The 24,953-nt window shown below is 41.0% G+C and carries 29 protein-coding genes and 3 pseudogenes; 16 read left to right on the top strand and 16 right to left on the bottom strand.

Going from position 1 to position 24,953, the window contains the following annotated elements; translation table 11 throughout:
- Positions 1–20 precede the first annotated feature (20 nt).
- The 3 genes from NSS94_RS25495 to NSS94_RS25485 are packed head-to-tail and all read left to right on the top strand — an operon-like array spanning position 21 to position 3,067.
- Entirely contained in the window at positions 21–1,004 is a 984-nt protein-coding gene (locus NSS94_RS25495; RefSeq protein WP_029515092.1) for an ABC transporter substrate-binding protein, read from the top strand.
- Positions 1,005–1,037: 33 nt separating this feature from the next.
- Positions 1,038–2,063, top strand: coding sequence for a FecCD family ABC transporter permease (locus tag NSS94_RS25490; protein WP_069011182.1), 1,026 nt, complete (start codon positions 1,038–1,040; stop codon positions 2,061–2,063).
- Entirely contained in the window at positions 2,060–3,067 is a 1,008-nt protein-coding gene (locus NSS94_RS25485) for a FecCD family ABC transporter permease (RefSeq protein WP_029515089.1), read from the top strand. Before NSS94_RS25490 ends, NSS94_RS25485 begins: the two co-directional genes overlap by 4 nt.
- A 162-nt stretch (positions 3,068–3,229) precedes the next feature.
- Here the strand turns inward: NSS94_RS25485 and NSS94_RS25480 are convergent, their stop codons facing one another.
- Positions 3,230–3,805 (bottom strand): NAD(P)H oxidoreductase, encoded by a 576-nt coding sequence (locus NSS94_RS25480; RefSeq protein ID WP_029515088.1) that lies wholly within the window; start codon positions 3,803–3,805, stop codon positions 3,230–3,232.
- A gap of 234 nt (positions 3,806–4,039) precedes the next feature.
- Here NSS94_RS25480 and NSS94_RS25475 point away from each other — a divergent pair, with 234 nt between their 5' ends.
- Positions 4,040–4,411 (top strand): winged helix-turn-helix transcriptional regulator, encoded by a 372-nt coding sequence (locus NSS94_RS25475; protein WP_029515086.1) that lies wholly within the window; start codon positions 4,040–4,042, stop codon positions 4,409–4,411.
- Between the two features lie 101 nt (positions 4,412–4,512).
- Here the strand turns inward: NSS94_RS25475 and NSS94_RS25470 are convergent, their stop codons facing one another.
- Complete coding sequence (locus tag NSS94_RS25470; RefSeq protein ID WP_029515084.1) at positions 4,513–4,941, bottom strand: VOC family protein; 429 nt, start codon at positions 4,939–4,941, stop codon at positions 4,513–4,515.
- 210 nt (positions 4,942–5,151) lie between these two features.
- Here NSS94_RS25470 and NSS94_RS25465 point away from each other — a divergent pair, with 210 nt between their 5' ends.
- On the top strand, positions 5,152–5,349 hold the full coding sequence (locus tag NSS94_RS25465) for a DUF3934 family protein (protein WP_029515083.1): 198 nt from the start codon (positions 5,152–5,154) through the stop codon (positions 5,347–5,349).
- A 115-nt stretch (positions 5,350–5,464) separates the two neighbouring features.
- Positions 5,465–6,157, top strand: a complete 693-nt coding sequence (locus tag NSS94_RS25460; RefSeq protein ID WP_029515081.1) for a pseudouridine synthase — start codon at positions 5,465–5,467, stop codon at positions 6,155–6,157.
- A 55-nt stretch (positions 6,158–6,212) separates the two neighbouring features.
- Here the strand turns inward: NSS94_RS25460 and NSS94_RS25455 are convergent, their stop codons facing one another.
- Genes NSS94_RS25455 through NSS94_RS25440 form a run of 4 tightly spaced genes read right to left on the bottom strand, consistent with a single transcriptional unit; the run spans position 6,213 to position 10,210 of the window.
- Positions 6,213–7,313 carry a GerAB/ArcD/ProY family transporter gene (locus tag NSS94_RS25455; protein WP_340957757.1) on the bottom strand — a complete coding sequence of 367 codons (1,101 nt, stop codon included), beginning with the start codon at positions 7,311–7,313 and terminating at the stop codon, positions 6,213–6,215.
- Positions 7,314–7,325: 12 nt separating this feature from the next.
- Positions 7,326–7,553 (bottom strand): hypothetical protein, encoded by a 228-nt coding sequence (locus tag NSS94_RS25450; RefSeq protein ID WP_029515077.1) that lies wholly within the window; start codon positions 7,551–7,553, stop codon positions 7,326–7,328.
- A gap of 6 nt (positions 7,554–7,559) precedes the next feature.
- Entirely contained in the window at positions 7,560–8,768 is a 1,209-nt protein-coding gene (locus tag NSS94_RS25445; protein WP_318628355.1) for a Ger(x)C family spore germination protein, read from the bottom strand.
- A gap of 14 nt (positions 8,769–8,782) precedes the next feature.
- Positions 8,783–10,210 (bottom strand): spore germination protein, encoded by a 1,428-nt coding sequence (locus NSS94_RS25440; RefSeq protein WP_340932127.1) that lies wholly within the window; start codon positions 10,208–10,210, stop codon positions 8,783–8,785.
- A gap of 270 nt (positions 10,211–10,480) precedes the next feature.
- Between NSS94_RS25440 and NSS94_RS25435 the strand changes: the two are divergent.
- From NSS94_RS25435 to NSS94_RS25425, 3 genes and pseudogenes are all read left to right on the top strand, one after another.
- Positions 10,481–10,609: pseudogene (locus tag NSS94_RS25435) on the top strand (LysE family translocator); the annotation flags it as partial.
- Between the two features lie 158 nt (positions 10,610–10,767).
- Positions 10,768–11,136 (top strand): hypothetical protein, encoded by a 369-nt coding sequence (locus NSS94_RS25430; protein ID WP_165150101.1) that lies wholly within the window; start codon positions 10,768–10,770, stop codon positions 11,134–11,136.
- A gap of 125 nt (positions 11,137–11,261) precedes the next feature.
- Positions 11,262–12,104: an alpha/beta fold hydrolase gene (locus NSS94_RS25425; RefSeq protein WP_069011176.1), complete on the top strand. Its 843-nt coding sequence runs from the start codon at positions 11,262–11,264 to the stop codon at positions 12,102–12,104.
- Positions 12,105–12,278: 174 nt separating this feature from the next.
- Here NSS94_RS25425 and NSS94_RS25420 read toward each other — a convergent pair whose 3' ends face one another.
- Positions 12,279–12,881, bottom strand: a complete 603-nt coding sequence (locus NSS94_RS25420) for a TetR/AcrR family transcriptional regulator (protein ID WP_341040466.1) — start codon at positions 12,879–12,881, stop codon at positions 12,279–12,281.
- A gap of 188 nt (positions 12,882–13,069) precedes the next feature.
- Between NSS94_RS25420 and NSS94_RS25415 the strand changes: the two genes are divergently transcribed.
- Positions 13,070–14,275, top strand: a complete 1,206-nt coding sequence (locus NSS94_RS25415) for an MFS transporter (protein WP_029515070.1) — start codon at positions 13,070–13,072, stop codon at positions 14,273–14,275.
- Between the two features lie 53 nt (positions 14,276–14,328).
- Here NSS94_RS25415 and NSS94_RS25410 read toward each other — a convergent pair whose 3' ends face one another.
- Positions 14,329–14,496, bottom strand: a complete 168-nt coding sequence (locus NSS94_RS25410) for a hypothetical protein (protein ID WP_203055978.1) — start codon at positions 14,494–14,496, stop codon at positions 14,329–14,331.
- Between the two features lie 259 nt (positions 14,497–14,755).
- Positions 14,756–14,974 carry a helix-turn-helix domain-containing protein gene (locus NSS94_RS25405; RefSeq protein WP_076295896.1) on the bottom strand — a complete coding sequence of 73 codons (219 nt, stop codon included), beginning with the start codon at positions 14,972–14,974 and terminating at the stop codon, positions 14,756–14,758.
- A gap of 114 nt (positions 14,975–15,088) precedes the next feature.
- Here NSS94_RS25405 and NSS94_RS25400 point away from each other — a divergent pair, with 114 nt between their 5' ends.
- Positions 15,089–15,367 carry a DUF6809 family protein gene (locus tag NSS94_RS25400; protein ID WP_341040464.1) on the top strand — a complete coding sequence of 93 codons (279 nt, stop codon included), beginning with the start codon at positions 15,089–15,091 and terminating at the stop codon, positions 15,365–15,367.
- Between the two features lie 89 nt (positions 15,368–15,456).
- Here the strand turns inward: NSS94_RS25400 and NSS94_RS25395 are convergent, their stop codons facing one another.
- A complete protein-coding gene (locus NSS94_RS25395) occupies positions 15,457–15,675 on the bottom strand; it encodes a helix-turn-helix domain-containing protein (protein WP_029515066.1) in 219 nt (72 codons plus the stop codon).
- A gap of 560 nt (positions 15,676–16,235) precedes the next feature.
- On the opposite strand from NSS94_RS25395, the gene NSS94_RS25390 reads away from it, so the two are divergent.
- From NSS94_RS25390 to NSS94_RS25380, 3 genes are all read left to right on the top strand, one after another.
- Complete coding sequence (locus NSS94_RS25390) at positions 16,236–16,811, top strand: hypothetical protein (protein WP_341040463.1); 576 nt, start codon at positions 16,236–16,238, stop codon at positions 16,809–16,811.
- Between the two features lie 515 nt (positions 16,812–17,326).
- Positions 17,327–17,887: a MarR family winged helix-turn-helix transcriptional regulator gene (locus tag NSS94_RS25385; RefSeq protein ID WP_341040462.1), complete on the top strand. Its 561-nt coding sequence runs from the start codon at positions 17,327–17,329 to the stop codon at positions 17,885–17,887.
- A gap of 54 nt (positions 17,888–17,941) precedes the next feature.
- Positions 17,942–19,216: an acyl-CoA thioesterase/bile acid-CoA:amino acid N-acyltransferase family protein gene (locus tag NSS94_RS25380; protein WP_341040461.1), complete on the top strand. Its 1,275-nt coding sequence runs from the start codon at positions 17,942–17,944 to the stop codon at positions 19,214–19,216.
- A 15-nt stretch (positions 19,217–19,231) separates the two neighbouring features.
- On the opposite strand, the gene NSS94_RS25375 is transcribed toward NSS94_RS25380, so the two are convergent.
- Together NSS94_RS25375 and NSS94_RS25370 are read right to left on the bottom strand one after the other, a co-directional pair.
- Positions 19,232–19,444, bottom strand: coding sequence for a hypothetical protein (locus NSS94_RS25375; protein WP_141695479.1), 213 nt, complete (start codon positions 19,442–19,444; stop codon positions 19,232–19,234).
- A gap of 46 nt (positions 19,445–19,490) precedes the next feature.
- Positions 19,491–20,240: a class I SAM-dependent DNA methyltransferase gene (locus tag NSS94_RS25370; protein WP_245231688.1), complete on the bottom strand. Its 750-nt coding sequence runs from the start codon at positions 20,238–20,240 to the stop codon at positions 19,491–19,493.
- 379 nt (positions 20,241–20,619) lie between these two features.
- On the opposite strand from NSS94_RS25370, the gene NSS94_RS25365 reads away from it, so the two are divergent.
- Positions 20,620–20,940 carry a hypothetical protein gene (locus NSS94_RS25365; RefSeq protein ID WP_341040460.1) on the top strand — a complete coding sequence of 107 codons (321 nt, stop codon included), beginning with the start codon at positions 20,620–20,622 and terminating at the stop codon, positions 20,938–20,940.
- A gap of 149 nt (positions 20,941–21,089) precedes the next feature.
- Here the strand turns inward: NSS94_RS25365 and NSS94_RS25360 are convergent.
- From NSS94_RS25360 to NSS94_RS25350, 3 genes and pseudogenes are all read right to left on the bottom strand, one after another.
- Positions 21,090–21,572, bottom strand: a pseudogene (locus NSS94_RS25360) (alpha/beta hydrolase); the annotation flags it as partial.
- Positions 21,573–21,704: 132 nt separating this feature from the next.
- Positions 21,705–22,289, bottom strand: a complete 585-nt coding sequence (locus NSS94_RS25355; protein ID WP_445671542.1) for a transposase — start codon at positions 22,287–22,289, stop codon at positions 21,705–21,707.
- Between the two features lie 159 nt (positions 22,290–22,448).
- A complete protein-coding gene (locus NSS94_RS25350) occupies positions 22,449–22,817 on the bottom strand; it encodes a hypothetical protein (RefSeq protein WP_152526656.1) in 369 nt (122 codons plus the stop codon).
- Between the two features lie 191 nt (positions 22,818–23,008).
- Between NSS94_RS25350 and NSS94_RS25345 the strand changes: the two genes are divergently transcribed.
- Positions 23,009–23,947 carry a VanZ family protein gene (locus NSS94_RS25345; RefSeq protein WP_341040459.1) on the top strand — a complete coding sequence of 313 codons (939 nt, stop codon included), beginning with the start codon at positions 23,009–23,011 and terminating at the stop codon, positions 23,945–23,947.
- Positions 23,948–24,137: 190 nt separating this feature from the next.
- Here NSS94_RS25345 and NSS94_RS25340 read toward each other — a convergent pair.
- A pseudogene (locus NSS94_RS25340) lies at positions 24,138–24,680 on the bottom strand (MBL fold metallo-hydrolase); the annotation flags it as partial.
- Between the last annotated feature and the right edge of the window lie 273 nt (positions 24,681–24,953).

The raw sequence follows: 24,953 nt of genomic DNA, 5'->3' as shown, positions 1-24,953 counted from the left end.
TTTCAAAGGAGATTTGCAACATGCATCGTATGATGAACAAGAAGTTTCACATGATTTTATGTGCACTATTCGTAGTGATTTTCGTTATTTCAGGTTGTGGGAATGCTGGCAGCTCGTCTGATTCATCTGCTAAATCCGCGTCGTCCACGAAGGAAGAGGTAAGCAGTGATTCTGATACACGTACAGTCTCTACGGTAAAAGGAGATGTGAAGGTGCCCGCTAATCCTCAACGGGTAGTCGTGAACTGGTATGTTGGTGATGTATTTACACTAGGGATTAAGCCGGCCGCAGTCATGGGGTGGAAACAAGAAACGATGCCTTTTTACGATAAGTTTAACGACGTCCCCAATATTGAAAAGTGGGAAACTGAGGAAATTATGAAGTATGATCCTGATCTTATCATTACATATGATACAAAGGATTATGATAAGCTGTCTAAAATTGCGCCTGTTCTTGTGATACCTGAGGATAAAATGACCTCCCTAGAACGTTTGAAATTTCTTGGTCAGGCCACAGGACATGAAGCAGAAGCGGACAAAGTGATTTCACTGTTTGAAAGCAAGCTGAGTCAGGCCAAAGAAAAACTAAATTCCGACATATTCAAGGACAAAACGTTTAGCATTTTCGAGGACTGGGGCAGTGGCTCCTACGGAATTTATTATGAAACAGGCTCACGCGGAGGAACGTTGCTTTACAATTATCTTGGACTTCACAAACCGGAAAAGCTCAACACATTGGTTAAAAACTCCGGAGAGAATCGTGGTTCTTTATCCTACGAGGTAGCTGCTGAATACTTTGGAGATTATGTCCTTTGGTTTAAGCAGGAAGGCAAGGAATCCGAATATGCGAAGACAAAAATCTGGAGCAGCATTCCAGCCGTTAAAAACGGACATATCATCGAAATTCCAGCGAAATATGCAGGACTGTTCTATTATTCGGACGTTGCTAGTATGACGGGACAGCTAGATTATATGATTAGCAAATTGCTGGAACAGACGAAGTAATGATGCATAATTGACCAACTAAGGGTGTAATCGATGTCTACTCACAAAGAACCAAATAAAAAAGGAATATTTCATTTTATAGGCTGCATGATCGTGGGCGTGTTCCTGCTTCTGGTGGTTACCGCAGCATCCATTACCTTTGGTGCTGCTGAAATGAGCTTGAAGCTGGCGTGGGGGGCTATATTTCAGTTTGATCCCTACATTACGGAACATCAGATTATTCACACCTTGCGGTTTCCACGCACCGTGGCAGATATCATGGTAGGGTGTAGCTTGGCTGTGTGTGGGGCGATTATGCAGGGAACCACTCGTAATCCACTAGCGGATTCGGGACTCATTGGCATAAGCTCAGGCTCGACATTTGCTATTGCGTTATGTATGGCCTTTTTGCCTGGTCGCACCTACGGAGAAACCATGCTGTATTCTTGCCTAGGTGCAGCAATCACTACGGGCATTACGTATTACATCGCATCTATAGGCAAGCGAGGCATGACGCCTCAGCGACTGGTACTGGCAGGAATGTCCATCTCCATGCTTTTTGGTGCATTTAGTACGTTTATCGCTATTAAGTATGAGATTGGCCAAGCCCTTGATTACTGGTCTGCTGGTGGTACAGCCAGTGCCAAGTGGGGTGAACTAGCTTTCATTGCTCCACTGTTTGTAGTGGGTTTGGTCTGTGCCATCGCGCTTTCTCCCTCAATTACGATTTTGAGCTTCGGGGAGGATGTAGCATCAGGCTTGGGTATTCGTGCCAATAGGATTAAGTTGTTTTCAACCCTAATTGTATTAATTCTAACAGGATTATCGGTAATTGTGGTCGGTCCTGTTGGCTTCGTGGGTTTGATCGTGCCACACATTATGCGCCATCTGGTCGGAACGGATTATCGGTATATTATCCCGGCCTCAGCTTTGTATGGAGCAGTCTTTCTGTTGGCAGCGGATTTACTTGGACGACTGATCAATCGCCCTCACGAAACACCCCTTGGCATTATTTTTGCCTTGGTGGGCGTACCCTATTTTCTCTACCTTGTGCGCAAGCAAAGGAGGGAGTTTAGTTGAAGCTGTCCCGCAATAGCAGGGGTATTAGCATTATTTTACTGTTAGTAGTGCTGACGCTGTTAGTGGCTATACTCAGTATGAATGTTGGGAAAATGAACCTTTCTCCACTCGAAGTTTTCAAGGTCATCATGGGCGAAGGAACGAGCAAACAGAACCTGATCGTGTTTGACTTTCGACTGCCACGTATTGTGCTTTCTATATTGGTAGGTATTGGCATGGGGATATCAGGCTGTATCATGCAAAGCTTGCTCAAAAACGACATGGCCAGTCCCGGGACACTCGGCATCAGCTCAGGCTCGGGGCTATTTGTACTTATGTATATTACGTTGTTCGCTAGTGAAGGATTGCTATCGCCGATTCTTCTTCCAGGGTTAGCTTTTGCAGGCGGCCTCACGGCAGCTTTCTTGATTTTTATGTTTGCTTTCAGGCGGGGAAGAGACATCTCGCCTACAGGCCTAATTTTAACCGGTGTCGCTATGGGGAGTGGCTACAGCGCATTATCTCTGATGTTGACACTCCGGCTAGACAAGCAACAGTATGACTTTGCTCTGAGATGGCAGGCTGGAGACCTGTGGGGGGACGACTGGAGCTATATTATGGTGCTGCTCCCGTGGGTGTTTATCATCTGTTTTTACGTTTTTTACAGGTCTAACACACTCAATACGTTGAATTTGGGGAATCAGACAGCATCGGGCCTCGGTGTAGCAATTAAAAGGGAGTTTATCGGCTTGACGATTGCTGCCGTTGCGCTCGCTTCTGGTAGCGTGGCACTTGGAGGGAATTTCTTTTTTGTAGGCATGGTCAGTCCCCATCTAGCGCGCAAGCTAGTAGGGCCCAATCATAAGCTATTGCTACCTACGACAGCATTAGTTGGTGCACTCGTCATTTTGATTGCTGACACACTTACTCGGACGATAAGCTTTGGTGCAGATATTCCAACCGGAATTATTATCACCATACTGGTTACCCCTTATTTCCTTTACTTGCTGTCGAAAGCTAGTTAAATGCAGAATAATGAAAAGACGCTAACCCCTGTCCATGCAAAATATGGCTGGGTTAACGTCTTTTTTCGCGTTACTACTTAGGTCTCCTTGCGGAAAGATAATTCTTTCTCGCATTCTGTTAGGATTTCCGGCCTTCGTGTCGGAGGGGATTGTAAATAAAGCCTAATCCTTGCCATAATTCAAACCAAAGTGATAAGCTTGATCCAGCAGCATTACAAAATGACCGGAATTTGAACTCAGGGTCTCATCTAAGAATTCAACCTTGGAATTGGAAACTCCGCAATAATCTGCAATTCCCACATTCAGCAAATGAGTAATCATTTCATCATAGTTACGCTTTTTCAACTGTTCTTTCGAAACGCCGGCCAAGCCAAGCCACAAGATATGCTGATGATGCAGGTGATTCGAACCGTACGCAAACCCGTTGTTCCATACACGGTCAATATAACCCTTCAGCATAGCTGGCAAATTCCACCACCAAAGTGGAAAAATAAATGCCAATGCATCATGCTCCTTCATCCGCCTTATTTCCATTTCTACTTCAGGGGAAAAGGACTGTTCCGCAACTGTCAAATCCGGTTCATCTACTCCTTTTAAAATAGGATCAAAACCAATCCCATGCAAATCTAATATCTCATAATCGTGGCCTGCATCGGCAAGACCCTGTACGAAACGATCAGCAACCTTAAAGGTCAAGGAATCTTTTCTCGGGTGTGAAACAACGGTTAATACTTTCATGCTTCTTCACTACCTTTCTCAATAGCTTACTTCTAGGAATGCTCAATGCTTGATGCTATTATATACAGTAGGAAAATAATCTGGAAGTACGCACTTCTAAGTTCTATAGGATGATACAGGTGCCATAGGAACATGGAAGTGCCCTAGGTAGATTCCCTAGAAACTGATCTGAGTAATGAATTGAAGTGATGGGTTGTTCTGAGCAAACGAAGCCTTCTAAAGGAGGATTAAGAAATGACTGAACAGACAAAAAATAGGGTTCAAAAGAAGTATCAAGTTGGAGTGGAAGCGGCTTTAGAGGTGATGGGAGGGAAATGGAAGCCTTTAATTATCTACCATCTGATGACAGGACGGAAACGAACGTCTGAGTTTCGTCGGTTAATACCCGGCATTACACAAAAAATGCTGACCACTCAGCTCAGAGGCCTAGAAAAGGATGAGATCGTTACACGAAAGGTTTATAATGAAATCCCTCCTAAAGTAGAGTATGAGTTAACGGACTACGGCTGGGGATTAAAACCCGCGCTAGACCATTTATGCTACTGGGGAGAGGATCACCTGGATAAGATTCATGGAGACAAATTCAAGGTTTTGGAAGAATTCTAAGGCTGCTGTATAGAGTAACTTTAAGCTGATATTAAGCCCTCACAAAGTATTCAATTAGAATAGCTTGCGAGGGCTTAACTATCGCAGGGTAATATAACAGACTAACTGTCGGTCATTCCGTTATCATAACTTAATTGCCATTCAATTCCGAACTTATCTTTAAGGCTACCGTAACATTTGCTCCAGAATGTTTCTTGAAGTTCCATGTTTACGGTTCCTCCTTCTTTTAATTTATGAAAGTACGATCGAATTTTCTCTTCGTCCTTATTGACGATGGCGAGGCTGATGTTGTTTCCGGCTACGAATGGCATACCAGGAAAAACGTCTGAAAACATGACATTACTACCATCAATTTGAAGCCGCGTGTGCATGACCAGATTTTTGGCTTCTTCTTGTAGAGGATAATCAGGATTGGGCGGTGCTTCACCGAACGTCATAATTTGTGGTTTCTCAGTCCCAAATGCCTCTGCGTAAAACTCCGCTGCTTCACGACAGTTTCCATTAAAGTTAAGATAAACATCAACAGACATGTGTTTCACTCCTTTAAGAATCATTATTTTTCCATACTATATGGCCTTATCTCATTATTAACCTGTAAACTAACAAAAATACAGTAAGATCCGTTTTGCGAAAGTATTTGCGGCTTAACATGTTCAATTTTTAAAACAAATGGGCATTATATTCAAAGTAATGGTATGATAGCTTAGTTAAATCTGAACGACTAGTAATGGAGTGATCATATGGGTGGAAAAAGCAAGGGCGGCGGGACCGGCAGAGGCACAGGTAGTAAGGGATGGACACGCTGGAACAAAACTGCGAAGCCAGTAAGGACAAAAAGCGCTTCTACAAGCGCACCGGGAAGCAAAGCGGCAGGTGGCACAAAAGGCGGCACTGCCAAACCAACAAGGAATAAAAACGGCGGCAACAGTAGCAAATAAGCCGGGAAAGTATAAGTTGTCGTAAACGGCGAACATCTGATTAAGCAAGAACAATCAGGTGTTTTTTTAATTATTTTATTTAAACTCACATATTATAATCAGAAGCAGGTGAATCGTGAGAATTAACAAGTACATCAGTGAGACAGGATTCTGCTCACGTCGGGAAACCAACAGACTGATTGCAGCAGGACGAATTACGATTAATGGCATTGTCTGTGAAGCGGGCGCGGAAGTAGAGCCACAGGATATCGTGCTGATTGATGGGGAAGTTATTCCGTATAATTCCAGTGAACCTGTATATTTGGCTCTGAATAAGCCTATAGGCATTGTTTGTACCGCAGCAGAACAGGTTGCTGGTAATATTATTAGTTATGTTAACTACCCTTCGCGGATTTTTGCCATTGGCAGGCTGGACAAAGCGTCAGAGGGACTCATTCTATTAACCAACGATGGAAGCATTGTCAATCAAATGATGCGTTCCGAGCATGGTCATGAGAAGGAATATGTAGTAACTGTAGACAAACCTGTTACAAACGAGTTTACGCAGGCTATGTCTTGTGGCGTTGAAATATTGAACGTTATTACCAAACCGTGCAAGGTTGATCGTACAAGCGAATACGAGTTCCGCATTATTTTGACGCAGGGTCTGAACTTGCAAATTCGCAGAATGTGTAAGGCCTTGGGGTACAGGGTGCTCAAGTTGGAACGTGTTCGAATTATGAATATTACCTTGGATCATCTGGAACGTGGGCAATGGAGACATCTTGAGAGGGAGGAACTGGAGTTGCTTCTTGCTAAATTGCAATAATGAGTACAACAAAAGTTTATTTGAAGGACAGTATGTTCATACGGCCAACGCAACTTTAGTGATACTTTTTACGAAATTTTAGCGAGCCGCCTACCTTACCCACCAGCCATAGCACAATAGGAAACACGATACCGAAAATCATGGCGTAAAAAGGCCATACTGAAAAAAACTTGGTTAAAAATTGCATATTTGGCCAAATAGAGTGAACCATTGCCAATGCGATTAGGATCAGAGGAACTAAGAGAGAGTTAGCGCTTCGAAGACGAAAAGCATCTGCAAGCCCTTGCGCTGAAACATATAAAAGTAGTGCGAGTCGAAAAAATATGGTGACAAACCAGAACACTGCAACAACAATTTCAAACCGTTGAAGAAACTCCCCGTTACTGATTGTTCGGCTAATAAAATAAGTGGGAAATGTCAAATTAGATACAACACCTTCACTCATCACGGCGATTATTTGTAGAACCATGAAAAAATACATGCCGCCGCTAATCAATGCAGAGGTAATCACTGTCTTTCTCCACTTTTTTGGATCGGGGATGTACTGTGCAAAAAAAAGATACAGAATTGCTTCAAGGTAGGGAAAGGCAAACAAATTGAACGAAGCGAGAACGATAGGGTTCAAACCATACTCGAAAATAGGGAGCACATTATCTATGTTGGTATCAGGAAGGAGGGTAATCCTGACCAAAAGATACAGAGCAAGAAGGAAGAAAAACAGGATTTCCGCGCAACGGCCAATTACAGCAGGGCCTGATCGAACGGCGAAATAAATGACTATTAGCATGATGAAATATATCGCTTCGGAGGGAGTTTCCGGCATAATAGCTATCGTGATAAAGTCGCCCAGATTTCGAAGTGTCATAATGAACACAAGAAAGGGAAACAAAAAAATGAAAACGATGCTGATCGTCCCGCCCAAGGGACCGAAGAGGCAACGGAGATGCTCTACAAAAGATTTCCCCTGTATTTGCCTAGCGATGGAGGCATATAAAGGTATCAATAACAGATGGAAACCTAAGGAGACTGGAATGGAGAGCCAGGCATCTTGTTTAGCGACAGCGGTAATTGCCGCTGGGAGTACCAGATATGCGCTTCCTATTTGATATAATGCAAACCACATAATAGCTTGTCGAACGGTCAGGTTGGAATTCATCCCAATGCCTCCTTAAGATAATATTTCAGTAAGTAACCGGCTTATCGGTTGAAATAGGATTTGGATGCCCGTCAGTGGAGTCGGCAGTTTAATATTGGCGATCCGTAGGATAATCAATATAACGCCTATAATCAACAATATCGAGCTGAATACAATTTCACGCACATATTGTTTCGCCTTAAATTTTTTAAACTCATACAACGATGTTAAAATGGAAGTTACGAGAATCACATAAAGCATATGCATTCACTCCTGATTGTGTATTCCCATATCAATTGGACTGGTAATGTCTCCGAACCGGACTAAACGATAGTTGAGCTGAATATCCACTTTAAGCGTTTGAAATTTTTGTGGCCAATCCTCTTTCCATCTATGCCATTCACGTGGGAACTTGCGGTGAAAAGCTTCTCCAAACCCGAATATATCGGAACCGATTTGTTGTGCGTGCGAAATGCCTTTCTTCAAAGACTGTTGCAGATGCTCTTTAGCTGATTCTTGAAGATCTCTAAATGTCTCTTCATTCTTAGGGTTGGCATTGCACGAGATCGTTCCGATATTGGATTCTGTATCCACAATAAGAGAAATGTGCGGCTCATGGTCTATTATTTCTGGACGCATCTTTACTTTGGAACGGATTACTTCAACAACAAATTTCCCTTTGGAATTCGGACAATCGATGGAAGCTACGGTGCTGGAAACACGGTTGGATATATATGTAAAGGCTTTACTTTGTGAATCATCCATCCAATTGATAAGTCGGTCGCCCTTGAAAACACCAACTCCAGTAAAAAAATATTTAACATGTTGGGGCGACTTTGTCACATTATCAATAGTTAGACCTTTTTCTACGTTTGTCAGTCGAATACCGGTGAGAACCGGTTCAATGCCATCCTCTGTAAATTTCTCTAAAATATCTTTCACATTGACCGCGGAAGTTGGAGCCCATGCTTTTTCAGAAAGCCTTAATGCCTTATACATATCCATTGCAGGCAAGATCTCGGTTGGAGCTACAAAAGTAACGGCCTCCTTTGCCGAGTTTCCTCTGACAACGGCCAAATAGAAATCAGGTCGAACTTCATGATCACGGAACAGAAAGTCCAGCGGCTCCTTGATTCCTTTTTTTGCCGTTTTCTCATCAAAAATGACAAACTTTAAGTGAGACATATACATTTTTCGGGACGATTCCGTTGTTAATTTTCGAATAGCTTCAAATATGGTATCGGCGCGCTTGGAAAAAACGATCGTTGGCGTCCGTTCCATGGGGGAATTCTGCGACATTTTCGATGGGTCAACCACTTGTAAACTGACTTCATATTGGTCATCAACGGCATCAATGCCCAGAGCCATCACGACGGAAATTGCACTCAATTCCTTACTGTTCCAGCAACCCGTAAGAAACACCATTAGCCAGATGCACATAAACAGTAATAAAATGGTGGATCGATACGAGTTCATGATGGTTTACTCCTTTAGTTTTTACGATGTTTTTTAGTTCTATATGGAAAACGCAATATGGCGTCCCTCTGCTCCGACGATTTGTAATTGGCAAAGGGGCTCAAATACGGTACACCGAATGAATGAAGCCCATTCAGATGTACAAAGAGCATGAGAATACCAACAGTCAATCCGTACACACCAAACATAGCGGCTATGCCTATGAAAGCGAAACGTAATATCCGGATTGGAATAGCAAAAGTGTACGAGGGAATGACAAAGCTCGAAATGGCAGTTATTGCAACAACAATGACCATAACAGCCGAAACGATGTTTGCTTCTACAGCTGCTTGGCCGATCACTATTGACCCGACAATAGAAACGGCTTGACCGACCGTCCGTGGCATACGAAGACCTGCCTCCCTCAGAATTTCAAAAACCACTTCCATGATCATCGCCTCAATAAATGCTGGAAACGGTACTCCTTCACGTTGCGCGGATAAGCTTAATAACAAAACGGTTGGAATCATATCCTGATGGAATGTCGTTAATGCGACATAAATGGCCGGAGCCAACATACAGATTGCCAGGCAAATGTACCTTAATATTCGAATGATACTACTGTAAACAAAGGATTGATAATAGTCTTCTGCGGATTGAAGGAAATCTGCAAACACCGCAGGTGCAAGGATGGCGAAGGGAGATCCATCCACAAATATCGCTATTTTCCCCTCCATAATTCCTGCTGCAATAGAGTCTGGGCGATCAGAATTATAAAAGAGCGGAAATATCGTGAATTGTTTATCTTCATGGAGACATTCTTCCAAATATTCGCTTTCAAGCACGCCTTCCACATGCATGTTCTTTAACTTGGATATCATGTCCTGCACCTTTTTTGGGTCAGCGATCCCATGTAAATACATGACCGATATATCGGTCTTAGTTTTTTTGCCAACTTTTAGGGTAGTTAGACGTACTCTTGTATCCTTCACCCTTCGACGAACCATAGTCGTATTCGTACGTAAAGTTTCTGTAAACGCTTCTTGCGGACCTCTGACCACTGGCTGTGTCTTCGAGTCCGAAATGCTGCGTTCTTCCCATCCAGGCAAAGAAATGATCAATCCTTCATCCATATCGTTCAGGAGTAGGAGAAGACCACCGGAGAGGATCTGTTCCAAGGCATCTTCAAAGTTTTGAGTAAAGTTTGCTTCACCAATGTCCAAAATTGCGTTTTTCAATAACGGTAAAGTGATCTCGTCAGAGGAGACACGATCATGCAACGGACGGATCACGTTATCCTGTACCTTTTGCATGTCAGTCATGCCGTCCAAATAAAAAAGAGCAGCGTGTTTATGGCCAGTCGTGATCTCACGAACAACAAAATCCGAACTGTTTCCCATGAAGTCACAAATGAGATCAATATTCTGGCATAATTGTCTTGAAAATTTGGTATGTAACTTCATTTTCACCCTCCTCAGATACGTAGTATTAACAATAATCCAAAATAATACCACAATAATCCATAATTGCGTTGTTGTCGGTAAGGTCAATGACATCTTCAACGGTGGAGGATAAAGGCTATTCTCTTTCTTTGAAGGCTTGGTATGATGAGGAAAAGCAAAAATGATGGGATAACGTGACTACGAAGGATACAATATCTGCAATAACATACTATATGCTATTTATCTTAAGATGTAATATTTCATGAGAATACGCTAAAAGGAGTTTTCCTTATGAATATTACATCAGTTTTAATTTATTGTTTTATTGCTACCTTCACACCAGGCCCTACCAATATCGTCATATTATCCACAGTGCATCATTTTGGAGCAAAAAAGGCAATGAAATATACGTTTGGAGCATTTGAGTATATGTCACATCTAAAGTGAGGAGGAGGGAGTATGTTTAAATAGGCTACAGATGACTATCCTTTTTTGGAATAGTTTACTTGTGTAGTATAATATTTTTGAAGGATATTCTATCAATTCATTTAAACATCCAAATAGAGAGGTAGTTGATCATGCTATTCATTACAAAAAAAACGATCAATAAGCTAGCAGAACCTTATAGAGAATCTGACATGCTTATCTGCTATTCAACTCCACAAAGCTTTTCGGCATATACAAGTCGAGCCATATTACTCTTAAATAATGATAGGATTATTATCCTTTTCCTCAATCTATTTTCCACAAAAGTAGTACAAAAAGTTGAATATGAAGTTGCTGATTTACAAGAACAAAAATATCATTCTGGACACCTGTCTTCTGCAATATGGTCATTTAAAATCAAAGGCCAGCATTGTAGGTTTAGGATAATCAAAAAAATTCTTACTCTTGGCTCTATGCAAAGAGATTTTCTGAATTTCTTGCAACAAAATAATTTAAACTAGCGACCGAGTAGATCGGTAATTTCTGTCTGCCTAAGGCGGGGCACCGTAAGTACTTTATGGGGATAAGTGATGAAGGTAATATTCGGTGTTTTTTTGTTATATATCATTGAGGGGAGGAATTCTACATGAACGAACAACTCATAAAAAGCGATGGAATAGAAATCTGTAGTGAGAGTTTCGGCGAGCAAGTTAACCCGGCAATATTACTGATTATGGGGGCTCAATCCTCATTGGTCTGGTGGGAGCAAGAATTTTGTCAGCGTTTAGCTGAGACAGGTCGCTTTGTCATTCGCTATGATAACCGAGATGTTGGACGTTCTACAACCTATGAACCTGGTCAACCGGACTATACCTTCGAAGACATGGCAGATGATGCGATTCGAGTATTAGATGCTTATAAGATTGAGCAAGCGCATATCGTAGGGATGTCTATGGGCGGTATGCTGACTCAGTTGATAGCTCTACGACATCCAGACAGAGTATTAACCGTGACTCTTTTAGCAACGTCAAATTTTGCTTCCGATCTTCCACCGATGGAGAAAAAGGTTATGGACTATTTCTCGAATATGGGAGCAATAGATTGGTCGAACGAACAATCGGTGGTCGATTTTGTGGTGGGTAGATCAAGAATTTTAGTCGGTTCAAAGCATCCTTTCAATGAGAAAAAGGTTTATCAATTAGCAAAAGAAGAATGGAAAAGAAGCAACAATATGGCCAGTATGAATAATCACGCTATGCTGTCAGGCGGAGAATCCTATTTGGCTAGAACAGGGGAAATAAACGTTCCTACACTGGTTATACACGGTACTGAAGATTCGATTATCCCTTATGAACACGGAATAAATCTTGCTAACGCAATTCCGCGTGCGGTTTTACTGACATTGGAAGGTGCCGGGCATGAGCTTCACTATGACGACTGGGATTTAATAATCGATTCTATCTCAAAACACACTTCGATACTCAATTAGGTCAGCTGATGTGTAGGATAGCTGAATAAAGCCGTTTACGAGAGAAGCAATCTTCCTGAATAAAAAGGCAATCTCCTTTTTTAAGGGGATTGCCTTTTGCTATTTGTATGCCCTTATTTTCATGAAGACTGGGCAAGTCTCAAGTCTCAAGTCTCAAGTCTCAAGTCTCAAGTCTCAGGCACAAGTATCCCAAAGCTCCATCAATTTAGTAATGGCTGCATCAATGTTGTCTAGGGACACACCATCTCTGGCTTCCGTAGATATACCTTCCAGAAAGGTAACGAATAGTGTGGTTAAGATGCTAACATTTGTGGATTCTTGAAGTTCTCCATTCTTGGTAGCTCGCTCAATACGAGCATAGAACTTGTTCCTAGTCACTGCTCTTTGCCTGATCAATAGTTCTCGAATATGAGTGTTTTCTGGGGAACATGTATTTGCAGAGAATATGACTAAACAACCCAAGGGATGGGTCTGCTCAGTCTGCATGATTGCTGAACTTCTTAAGGCTAATTCAATAGCTGTGCGCGATGAAAGTGAATAGTTTGTAAGGCTTGTCGATACTTGTCCGTATGTAGCCAAATACCGGTCCAGCGCTTCTTTGAATAATGCGTCTTTTGATTCAAAAGCTGCATAAAAGCTGGCTGAGGAGATGCCGCCCATCGCCTTTTTGAGTTGAGCCAAAGAGGTTGATTCAAATCCATGCTCCCAAAACAACATCATAGCTTGGGAGATCGCTTCGTCGCGACAGAATTTACGTGGTCTTCCGGTTCTAACCATGGAGTCGCCTCCTTATATCTTGTACTTATATACTAATCGATCCAAAAGTAATTGACAAGACAGAGAGGTATCTTTAAAATGTGGATTGATCGATCCATAAGTAAAATAAAAGGAGAGCAAATCATTGGCATATATGCTTGATTTTTCGCTTGAACTTGTTTTGAAATCGATTTTAAGGAGCTGCGCTAATGTCCAGCAATAACTCTTCTACTACTGTAAAGATTGCTTCTTCCGCCTCCTCTGAGCGCTTTCCCTGGCTTGGTCTGCTTGCTTTGGCTATGACAGGATTCATCTGTATTATGACGGAAACGATTCCGGCTGGTTTGCTTCCGCAAATAAGCAAGGGACTTTATATTTCAGAGGCAATGGCGGGTCAACTGGTCACTGTCTATGCCATCGGTTCCCTAGTGGCTGCCATCCCTGTAGCTATAGTTACCCGCCAATGGCGGAGGCGTCCGCTGTTACTTCTGGCTATTTGCGGGTTCCTGGTTTTTAATAGTGTCACCGCGATTTCTTCCAGCTACATACTGACGCTGGCTGCCCGTCTACTGGCAGGAGTTTCGGCTGGAGTTCTATGGGGGATGATCGGCGGTTACGCTCTCCGCATGGTATCTGCTACATTGAAGGGGAGGGGGATGGCCGTTGCCATGGTTGGAACGCCGATCGCCTTGGCTATTGGTGTCCCAGCGGGGACGTTTCTGGGGAACCTTATGGGTTGGCGTTCTGTTTTTGGAATTATGTCACTACTGACAGTTATACTGATCGCGTGGGTGCTTTGGAAGGTGCCGGACTATCCGGGACAGTCCTCCGATAAGCAAGCTTCGATCTATGCAGTCTTCCTTACACCGGGGATTCGGCCCATACTATTGGTTGTACTGACCTGGATGACAGCCCATAATATTCTTTACACTTATATTGCTCCATTTCTTGCGGCCAATGGGATGGGGGAGAGAGTGGGGCTGGCGCTGGCTTTCTTTGGCATTGCTGCTCTCATAGGTATATGGATAACTGGCGTATTCATCGACCGTTGGCTGCGTAAGCTTGTCTTGATTAGTCTTATTTCCTTCGTCTTAATTTCTATTGCCATGAGCTTTAGCAACTCCAATGCCCTTATGATCTATATCATTGTTACGGTATGGGGTTTAACTTTCGGTGGCGCAGCAACGCTGTTGCAAACGGCGCTTGCTCAGGCTGCAGGGGAGGGCAAAGTGGATATGGTTATGCCGATTAACACGACCGTATGGAATCTGGCTATCGCCGGCGGCGGGATGGCTGGGGGTATTTTACTCGAAACTTTTGGTGCGGGATCATTTTCATGGGCATTATTCATACTCTTATTCCTTGCGCTTCTCGTGGCTTGGGGTGGCAAAAAGTATTCGTTCCCTCCACACTAACCTAGTAATTAGTGAAGGTTTTTTTAAAAATTTTCTTGTTATGACTTCTAACTTTAATGCACAGAAGATGCTGTCCCAAGGGCAGTTGCTATAAAATAAAGCGCATTGTCCAAGCCGATGTTGTCGACAGGGCAATGCTCCTTGTGTTTGCATTCGAACATACGATAAAAATGAAGTGCATTCCGCACCAGACTGGTAGCCTGTAAGTTCGACTTCACCATCCTTCAGAACTAGGAGCAAATGATGCTCTGTGTCTGCGAACGGCTTGTCGCCTAAGGAAAGTTGGGTAGGTACATAGATATATTATGATGGTCCCTCCGCGCTCCTTCGTAAAGCCAATAAAATGACCCATACTCTTGGTGTAAAACTGATTACGGTGGATGGGAAATCTACAATAAAAGAGAATTTTACGTTGGTTGAAAAACATTTATTGAAATAATGCACAATTAGATTAAGACTAATATTTATTTCTTAGAAATGTTATCCCGCCGGGTAGGGCTTTATTTGGTTTGTTCTATTTAGTAAATAGTCTGTGCTTGTATGGTGGAAATTAGCTAGTCTAATTAAAATCTCCGTTGGAATGTCTATTTCCCCACGTTCATAATTGCTGTATATCCGCTGGCTACAATTCAGATAATCAGCCATTTGAGTTTGAGTCAAATCCTTATCTTCACGTAAATCTCGAATCCGTTGATACATCATATTCACCTCGAACTAAGAATATCTTAGCGAAATAATCGCTATCTATTTTTAGCGAATAATTCGCTAAAATTAGTCAGAGGGTTAATAATACATATCATGAAGGAGTAGAACATGAGTATCTTGGAGAACTTTTATTACGGAAAATGTAACCCAAGTGAACGAATCAAATCGAAAGACACTGAGTTTGAACTGGTCTCTCAGAGAATAGCCGATGCTGAGGAAGCCCTCAAAACAAAATTGCCAGAACAAGATTACAAATTAATTGAAGAGCTTTCGGATTTACAAGATGTTTTAATTTCCTTATTGTCCGCTTCGGCTTATATTGAGGATTATAAAATGGGGGCACTAATAATGATTGAAGTATTTGACGGGAAAGAAGAGTTGAAATAGGTAGTTCAGAAGATTGTAGGGGGCGATTATAAAAAAATTTGAAAGGTAGCTCCTTTATGAGGAGTTACCTTTTTTATTTCTAAAAGTAGCTAGCCTGCGGGATAAGGTTTTTTTTGTTTCGTTCTGTTTAACAAGTAGTCTGTGCTTGTGTTATGGAAATCAGCTAGTTTGATTAGAATCCTTGTAGGAATATCAACATCGCCGCGTTCGTAATTGCTATAAATTCGTTGACTGCAATTCAAATATTCAGCCATTTGGGATTGAGTCAAATCTCTATCTTCACGCAAATCTCGGATCCTTTGGTACATCTTCTCACCTCCAAACCTAGAATATCCCAGCGAAATAATCGCTTTTTATTTTTAGCGAATATTTCGCTATTTAGTCAGAGGATTTCATTTAGGTTTAGAGCATGAAGGGAACAAACGTATGTGCATCCATTTATTGTTTGAAGTATATGATTTTGAGACTCAATATTTTTACCAAATATGCCCACCCACCGTTTCTTACTGCGCTTGCTTCTGTAGACATGATTTATGTTCCCTAATTTGGTTTGTTGAAAAATCAAAAGGCCGGCACATTGGCCGACCTGGTTCACCGAGGCTCGAAAGCGGCGGGGTGTTCCTTATTTAATTTTCCATGATATAAATATATCATGCTAAAAGTCTAACGAACGGCCATCATTCGGTCAAAAGTTATTTAATAAACAGTCTCTTTTCACAGGTTATAATAACCATTTATTGTCCAAATACTATGAATAGATATTATTACAGGAAAAAACAACTACTATATCCCTCTATTTTACAAGTATATATAATTCATGTTAGTATATTGATGAAAATACCAAATATATGAAGATAGAATTGATTTTATGCAAAAGTTTAAGCAATTGGGTATCGCGTCATTATCAGCTCTTATGTTATCATCGTTTACACTTCCTGCTTTCGCTAATGCTCAAGCTGTAAACAACGTAGAATCTTCTATAACTTCAGAGACTAAGATAGACTTGGAAAATGGAATTGTTGATGAAAGAGTAGAGCAAGAATTAAGACAAGTTGATTATGATGACCTTTTCAAAACTGTAGGCACTAATCTTGGAATGGTCGATACTCAACGTCCATCTGGGGAAGTAAGTACACAAGGCTGGAGATCAAAGTTCGCAAAGGAAGTAGCGTTAGAATTAATTTCTAAACTGAAAAATATTGGATCATGTGCTTGGAATGAACAGATAAAAATTTATGTAGATAAGATACCACTTTTGACCGACGGTGCAAAAGAAACTTTGAAATATTATCTTGGTTATCAAGTAATAATGCAAGCTTTGGATATCATGGTAGATTTCACAGGCACAGCAGAGGACGGTCTTGCTTACGCCTTAAAATATGTTGGGTTGCCTGCGTGGTTGGCCGAACCCGCATCCAGAGCTATTGTCTTCTTCTTGCTGTAAAATCGGAAAAAAGGGGGACTAAACGTGTACATACTCGCATTGATTATACTTATTACTACAGGTTTGGTATCCATAGCTGATATTTTGTTTGATATAAAAGATTCCGGTGAAGGAATCAGGTTGATGGTTAAAACTTCACAGGCTCTATTCTTTTTATCATTGTTGTTTTTTACAGTAAAAAGCGGTACCAAGAAAAGAGACTGAACTCGTCACACACAGAAAAAGGGTGGAGTTGATAAACTATATCAACTCCACCCTTTTTAGTTATTCGTCGTACGTGTTGATATAATCGCTCCTTCTCCTGGCTTAGCAAACAACTTCACTTCCGCAAGGCAAAAGACGTGACCGGGCTGATCATTCATAACGACTAGGAATTCCAGATACACAATAACAATTATTTATTTAATGTATGCAATTTACAAATGGTATTATTGTCACCATGTTGACGATAATACAAAATGCTGTTATTGTAATTATAGTCAGTATGGTGACAATAAAAAGAAAAGGATATATTTATGGAATATTCTAAAGCGCTTAGAGAGTTATATATAATGCAACAAACTTACGCTACTTTTTTTTCCGTTACTAATAAGTTGCAAATACAAGGCGACAACTATTTTGAGAAATTAACATCACGACAGTACATGATCATGCTGGCAATAGCTCATTTGCCAGAGGATGAAACAACACTTGTTAATATTGCAAGAAAGTTAGAAACAAGCAAACAAAGCGCACAAAAGCTTATAGTCAATTTAGAGAATAAAGGATACCTAATTACGACGCCAAGCAAACGGGACAAACGTGCAATTAACGTGGAAATCACGGAATTAGGGAAAAGAGTCATGCTGGAATGTGGTGAGAAAACAATATGCCTAATGGCAGATATTTTTAATGGATTCACAACTGAAGAATTAGAAGTGTTATGGAGTTTATTGAAAAGAATATATGGTGCTCACAACGAAGAGTACGTTGGTTTTGAGGAAGATGTAAATTATAAATTTGAAGACTTGGAAGGGTTTCAAGAAGCACAAATTCGAGCTTTAGATAGCTTTATTTTACGGAGAAAGCATTTTTAAATAATGGGAAACATTTTTCCATCAAAATTCATTGCTACTTTTGGAGGTCGCGAGATGAAATTACAAGTACAACCGAGAATTGCAATAATTGATGAAAAAATCGATTTTTGTGTCACCGGGTTACCACCAGAGGACAAAATAAAAATAACTGCATCCATGCATTTTCCTTGGGCAGTTAGTGAAAAGTATCAATCATTTGCTTGGTTTACTGCGGATTCAAACGGTAGTGTTGATTTATCGAAACAGAAACCTGATTCTGGAACTTATGATTATATAGATAGTATGGGCCTTATTGCTTCTTTACAGAAGATTAATAGTGAGGGAGGAAATATCGCTCATAATATTTCAATAGATGGTAGTCTATTTATTGACATAGTATGTGAAAATGGACAAGATCGGGAATGCATAAGTCTAGAGCGTATGTTTAAGTTACCGGAAGTGAAAAGACATCAGATTACTGATGCATTCGTGGGAGAGTTGTTTTACACTGAAAACTCAAATTATAAAACGATTGTAGTATTGGGTGGGTCTGATGGTGAACTAAGTGGTCTTTCGATTTTGTCAGGACCATTGGCATCTAGAGGTTTTAATGTTTTAACCGTTGGATATTTCAATGAAAAGGGATTGCCTAAAAAGCTTGAGGAAATTCCCCTTGAATATTTTGAAAAAGTGTTCTCTTGGCTTAAAAAGAATTCATTAACACGTACTAATGAAATATATGTACATGGTACATCTAAAGGTGGAGAATTGGCGTTACTTTTGGCGTCACGATATAAATTCATTTCTAAAGTTGTGGCTTCTGCACCTCATGCATATTGTTTTCAAGCGTTGGATGGTTTGATGAGTGGTAAAAATGTTTCATCATGGTCGTATGAAGGGAGATCATTACCATTTATACCAGTTGATAATGAAATTTTTTACGACCATCAGCGTCATTGCTTAGAAAAAAATATACCTTTTGGTTTTACTACTACATATAAAAAAAGTGTGGAAAGGGCAAGAAATAAAGAGGAGGCTCGAATAAAAATAGAGAATGCAAATGCGAATTTATTGCTAATTGCAGGTCATCAAGATAATATTTGGAATACTCACGAGGCATGTGTAGAAATAATGAGTATTTTGAAAAAAAACAATTATAAATACAAATACAATCTTTTAGACTATAAGGATTTAGGTCACTCATTACCAATACCATTTATTATACCTTTAAGCGAAACATTGAACTTAAAAATGGGTGGAGGCGTTTTTACTTGTGGTGGTACTTTAAAAGGAAATTCTTTTGGTCAATCAGATTCTTGGCAGAAAACAATAGAATTTTTTATGAATTAGGGCGTGTCTTCAAACTCAGGCAAGCCAAACAATAATGGTTGCCAAGGCAAAAAAAGACTTGAATGTACACGCCATTTTACATAGTGAGTCGCCAGACGACGATAAATTCTTTACTTTATTAAAGAGCATTCCACCAAATAACGTTTTTTTGTAAACGATCTTATCATATTTTAGGATGACTCGGCGATTTTTTTCGGGAATCACTGGAATAGCCTGTTGTTCCTTCAAAAACATGCGAATGGCATGGATATCTTACGCGCGGTCGTCAATCGTATTAGGCTCCATGTTTTTTTCGACAAACACTAATGATGGAAGGAGATAAAGGAGTGAACGGTGTTTTATCCCAGTCCGAATATTGATTTTCGAAAAAAAAGCCGCGGCTCGTTAATAAACGCTGAAGCGTGTCATTATCAGTAAAGCGACATGCAATTCGAGAAGTTGTTTTCTCCGATCCCCAATCACGGAACGTGACCCAGTGCATGATCTGGCTACTTGAATCATACGACTGTGTCCCAGATACCTTGACTTTAATTCCATCCTTATCGATAAATTTTCCCCAGATGCTTTCCTCTTGGTTGGATAAATCGGTTCCAAAGGGGTTTCGTGTTTCAAAAACAAACACCCCATTTGGCTCTAGGTGCTTGTAGACAGTTTCGAGTAAGGCTCGTTGATCCTCGTCGCTCAAAAATGCCTGGAATGCATTTCCTGTCAGATAAATCATGGAAAAACGCTTTTCGGATTCGAATGTACGAGCATCAGCTTCAATAAAATCCACAGGCAAACCTTGAGCTTTAACTCGCGCATATTCAAGCATCGATGAAGAAATATCAACACCTGTTATATGTATCCCCGATTTTGATAAATGAATGGTTGTCAATCCTGTACCACATGCAAGTTCCAAAACTTCGCCTGGGTTCAATCTAGCAATATCAAGATAGAAATTATATTTATTAATCTCGTCGCCAAATTCAAGATCATAATTAATCGGGTCTCGATACTCTTCAAGATTATCGTGATCTATCAATATAAATCATCCCTTCACTACAATACGATTTCTTTAAATCGTCCTTCATCATACCATACATTTCTGGGTATTGATATAAATGGAAACCGTGTTGAAGTTTTATGAAAACGGACTGACGCACCAGCACTTTTAAAATAAAAAAGCCGCTAATTTAGCGGATCGGATGAGACAATCGTTTCGTCTTTTCATTTGAAAATAAATTTTACCATCACCTTGACTGAAATCATAGTTTTATAGTTTGAAGACATACTCTAGTATAAGAGCCGCAAGGTTCGATACCGATTTAACATCAATAGAAAGGATGACCTACTGAGGGATGCCATAACCTAATTAAAAAGCGCTGATTTGCGTATACGTGATGTTAAGGGAGAACTTTATATTGAAGAACGATAAAGGGGCAGCGTTTAAAATGGAAAAAATAATGGATGTTAGTATAACTTTTGAGTCAAAAGATGAAGGTACAATTTTAGTAGGAACAAACAAAGGATTAGACCATTTAACCTACCCAGAAATAAAAAAAATCATAGGTGATAAAATTCTTATTAAAAATGCAGATCAAATTGAGACGGTATTAAGCGTTAGCTCTGTTCAAATTTCAACCTCAATGGCTGAAAGGAAAAATATTGGAATATGCATTGGCAAGTTATCATCTCCTGATCTTGTTCAAGTTGGGGCAAGTATTTACAGTATAGAAGAATAATTAATATATTGTAGACAAAATGAGATTTGTTGCTGTCAAATAAAATGCTTTAAAAAGGTGGTTCCCCCAAAAGGGGAAACCATCTGAATTTTTTTATGCGAGAAATTATAGTATTCATTCCTCTTTGTTATAGGAATTTCCTCATTTCATTAATTAAATGCTAACTCCCTGTAACCTGCTTGGCAGTGTTGCTCACCCCCCGTTTCTTTAGTAAATACTTTGGTTGTAATGGAAGCAGCGTTGATTAATTCTTGTTGGATTTGAGCGAGTCGGCTAATGGGTACGTATTGATCATCTTCTCCAGCTAGTAAAAGAACATCTTGATTAATGAACGCCCCAATGCCTTACATCGTGTGCTTTTCGAAATTTTTAATGAGATCAAAAGGCGTTGCTTCACCGGTGTTTTCCATCCCTTTGGTAATCTTCCAATGCAAATCAATATTGTGAGTCATCATCTGTTCGAATAATGAATTCACTTGATCTACTTTATTACAATCGACTAACTGCACTATGCTCTGGTAAGTTTCTTCTGGCATTCCCATTTTTAAGGCATCTAAACCACAATAGAAAATGTTAAAAGCAACTACTTTATCGATTCACTTTTCGAAGGCTGCTGCACGCATAGCTAAATAACTGTACTTGCCAATAATCGCTTCAATAATTTGTAAGTTTTAAGAGCTGACAGTATCCCTATGCAACGCTTAGCCATGTTTTAATTTGGTCTAATGTTGCCCCGCTTTTGGCTTGGTTGTAAATATAATCAATCATGTCATGCTTTTTCTGGATACGGTAGTGATGTAACCATCGTTTAAACTTCCTTGGCTGTCATACTGGCAATACAACGCAGAAAACATGAGCAGGGTCAAGTAACGGTCAATCGCCTGAGTAGATCGAACCTGGTAACGATCCATGGCCAGTTGTACTTTCGCAGTTCGAAAATACGCTTCAATGTCCCAACGTTTGCTGTAATAGCATAGAATCTCTTCATTGCTCAGTGAAATATCCGTGCTCAGAAAGGCCTTCATCTGCTTAGGTTCAAAGCCATCTCCATCTTTCCAACATAGGAGCAGGGCGGCATTTTCCAAGAGATTGAGCTTCCCTTCATAGCGATATACTCGGTAAGCGGAGGAGCCGATCGTCACCAGAACGGTATCCGATTTCGAGATATAGGAAGCAAAGTTTTTGAGCGATTGCCAGATGCCTTGAGGGTAGAAGATACGGTTCGTTTTCAAACCACTAATCACATGAAAGCCACGTTCCGCGCTCGTTTGAAGTACTGAAGCAGACGGATACCAGGAGTCCATTAGAACGTAAGTTCGGCACGTCGACATCGGAACAGACCGAATCATTTCACAAGCCAAATCGATTTTGCTTTTGCTTCCGGATCGTAACGTTCTGAGGCAAAGGGGAAAACCCGGTCACCCGAACGAAGCAAGGCTTGGACAACAACATGCCCGTAGACGGACTGACCTTTGAGATGAGAATGTTGAAACGAAGCCCCTTGAATCCTATGCGTAGCCTGTGACGAAGGCTTGGTTTTTCACATACGGTATCGTCAAGGATGACAAAAAAGGGGCCATGACCCGTTGAGCGATTTCCCTCATCTGCTGGAAAGCGACATGTTGAATAATACGTTTCAGGTAAGACGCGTTCCAGTTTCCGTGAGTTAAGAAATGAATCAAGGTTCTGCGGTCTCGATCCTGTAAACTTTCTCGGTGAATATCCGTTAAGGTACCTGAAAATCCGGTCGAAAGCATACCGTCTACGAAGTGCTTGATGTGATGAAGCACCAGTTTTGAGAAATACAGCGGAAGTTTCCATTGTTCCGACCGATTGTTCCAATGATTTTGTTGTGATAAAGTATACGTATGAGACATATCTTGTTCTCCTCTGCGTGGAGTGGTTGGTGGTACTTCTATTTTACGCAGAGAGTCAAGGGTGTCTCTTTTTACATTTCATAGAACTGATTTTGGGCAAGTAAAGTTAATCAAGCTAAGGGGTGGGGGGTTCATGAAACAGGTAAGTAGGTTATAGTGATAGATGGAAAAATAGAGTGGAGGAGTTAAGTATGGTCAAACAACGCAAGATTTTACTAACCGCAACTATAGTCTATACCATTATTGTACTTTATTTTATGTTCTTCGCTTTCGGCAGAGGAGAGGCTTCGGAACAAATTTCCAGCTACACCTTTATTTTTATGCCCGAGAACTTCATTAGTTTGCCGTCTCCAGCTGATCTCCTGCATCCCAGCCTAATGAGTATGGTGGCTTTCGGGAACACTATTGCGTTTATTCCTTTCGGTATATTGATTCCATGGCTGTACCAGGTCAGCTTCGTCCGGTTCATCACCTTATTCTTCATCGCGATTCTTGTGCTGGAAACGATCCAGGCCCTTACATTCCTGGGCAGCTTCGATATCAACGACGCTCTTCAGAATTCGATTGGAGCAGCCCTCGGTTTTGGGGCGTACAAGCTTGGTTTCCGTTACCGGAGTCTCGGGCGCAATCTGGTGGCAACGGCTATATCGGGTATGGTTCTTTTTATAGCTTTATGGGGATTAGGGGTGGCGGTAGACAAAATAACAACTAAAGTAGAAGGTCCGTTTGTGGCGATCACTGAATGGACGGACAACTCGGGCAATTCATCCATCGGAGACAAACCGGACCGTATTCAAATCAACGGACAGAAGATACCGCTCCGCTATAACCTATATAGCGCTGAAGGCGGAGATTCCAGAACGTTCACGTACAAGTCTGAGGGACAGACGATTTTCTCCTTCGATTACGGATGCCCCGAACCAACGGATTATTCCGGTAGTATCAGTGTTACTCGGGATGGCAAGGAGATCATGAGCAATTCTGGAGAACTTCAGCGTACTAATCCTGATCTGTTCCCTTCGCTATTCAAGATTCCGCTTGAGCCGGGGGATGAGCTGAAGATCACGATTAAGGGCGACATGAAAGCATGGGATGTCGGGTATACGCGGATGCAGTATTTCTGGAACTGAGTGCTTAAAGGGATTTCGCCGCCATTTTATCATGAATAACACCTAGCGCTTGGGTTTTCAAGCGTTTTTTTTGTACTTTTGAGATCGGGATTTTCAGAAACTTGGTTATAACCTAGGCTGGTTGGTTGTCCAATCGGGTATTTTAAAGGAGCTGAAGGACTGGAGAACGATCGAATCCTCATGAATTTCATCATTTTAAGCATCTCTTCCATGTAAGAATCATACCCACCAAAGACAATAATCCTTTGGTAAGTCCTAATATCTGATCATTCACATGTACATTACTTAATCCCCCGTGATAACAAACTACGGATGCAATGTCGAGATCTAATGAGAGACGAGCTGCACCCATATCCGGTGTGGTCGGGACATGAATCCCCCACCAGAATCCCGTTTACACTGTACATCGAATCCCCGGCAATAAGAGTCTTACTTTGCCTTAAATAAAGACTGTTATGACCAGGAGTATGACCGGGCGTATGGATGCTGGAATTCTGCCGCAAAACGGCAGTTCCTGACCATCTATTAAGGTATCGTCCACTTTGCCCTTCGGGGGGATCCCAAGGTGACTATCTTTTAAAAGTGGGATCTCCCCTTGAATATACGGCTTATCCAGTTCGTGTGCATAGACTTTAATATGATTGCCACACTCCTGCAAAATCTCAGGAAGACTTCCTATAAGATCCACATCTTGATGCGTCAAAATCACAGCTTTTAGTTTGTCGAACGACACGTCTTAGCTGAAGCATTTTCTACTTCTTGTGAAATTTCCATAATATCGGACTTCACGAACACGAATTTTTGTCACATTGCCGTGAACTGCATCACGTACATATTCCGTATATTGTGTTTGAGTCGCAGAAATTGGTTTCGAGCCACCAACAAGTAAATGCGACGTTGCATCATGTTGGTACACCCAACACGTCAACAGCGCTTGTGATACTACCATAGTCGTTATAAGTCTGTGATGTATTAACCACATACTTATTGGTATTTCCTGATTCAT

This window comes from Paenibacillus sp. FSL L8-0644 (assembly GCF_038008165.1).
GTDB classification, from domain to species: domain Bacteria; phylum Bacillota; class Bacilli; order Paenibacillales; family Paenibacillaceae; genus Paenibacillus; species Paenibacillus polymyxa_D.
The sequence above is the reverse complement of the archived record's forward strand: the minus strand, read 5'-3'. Positions and strand labels throughout refer to the sequence as shown.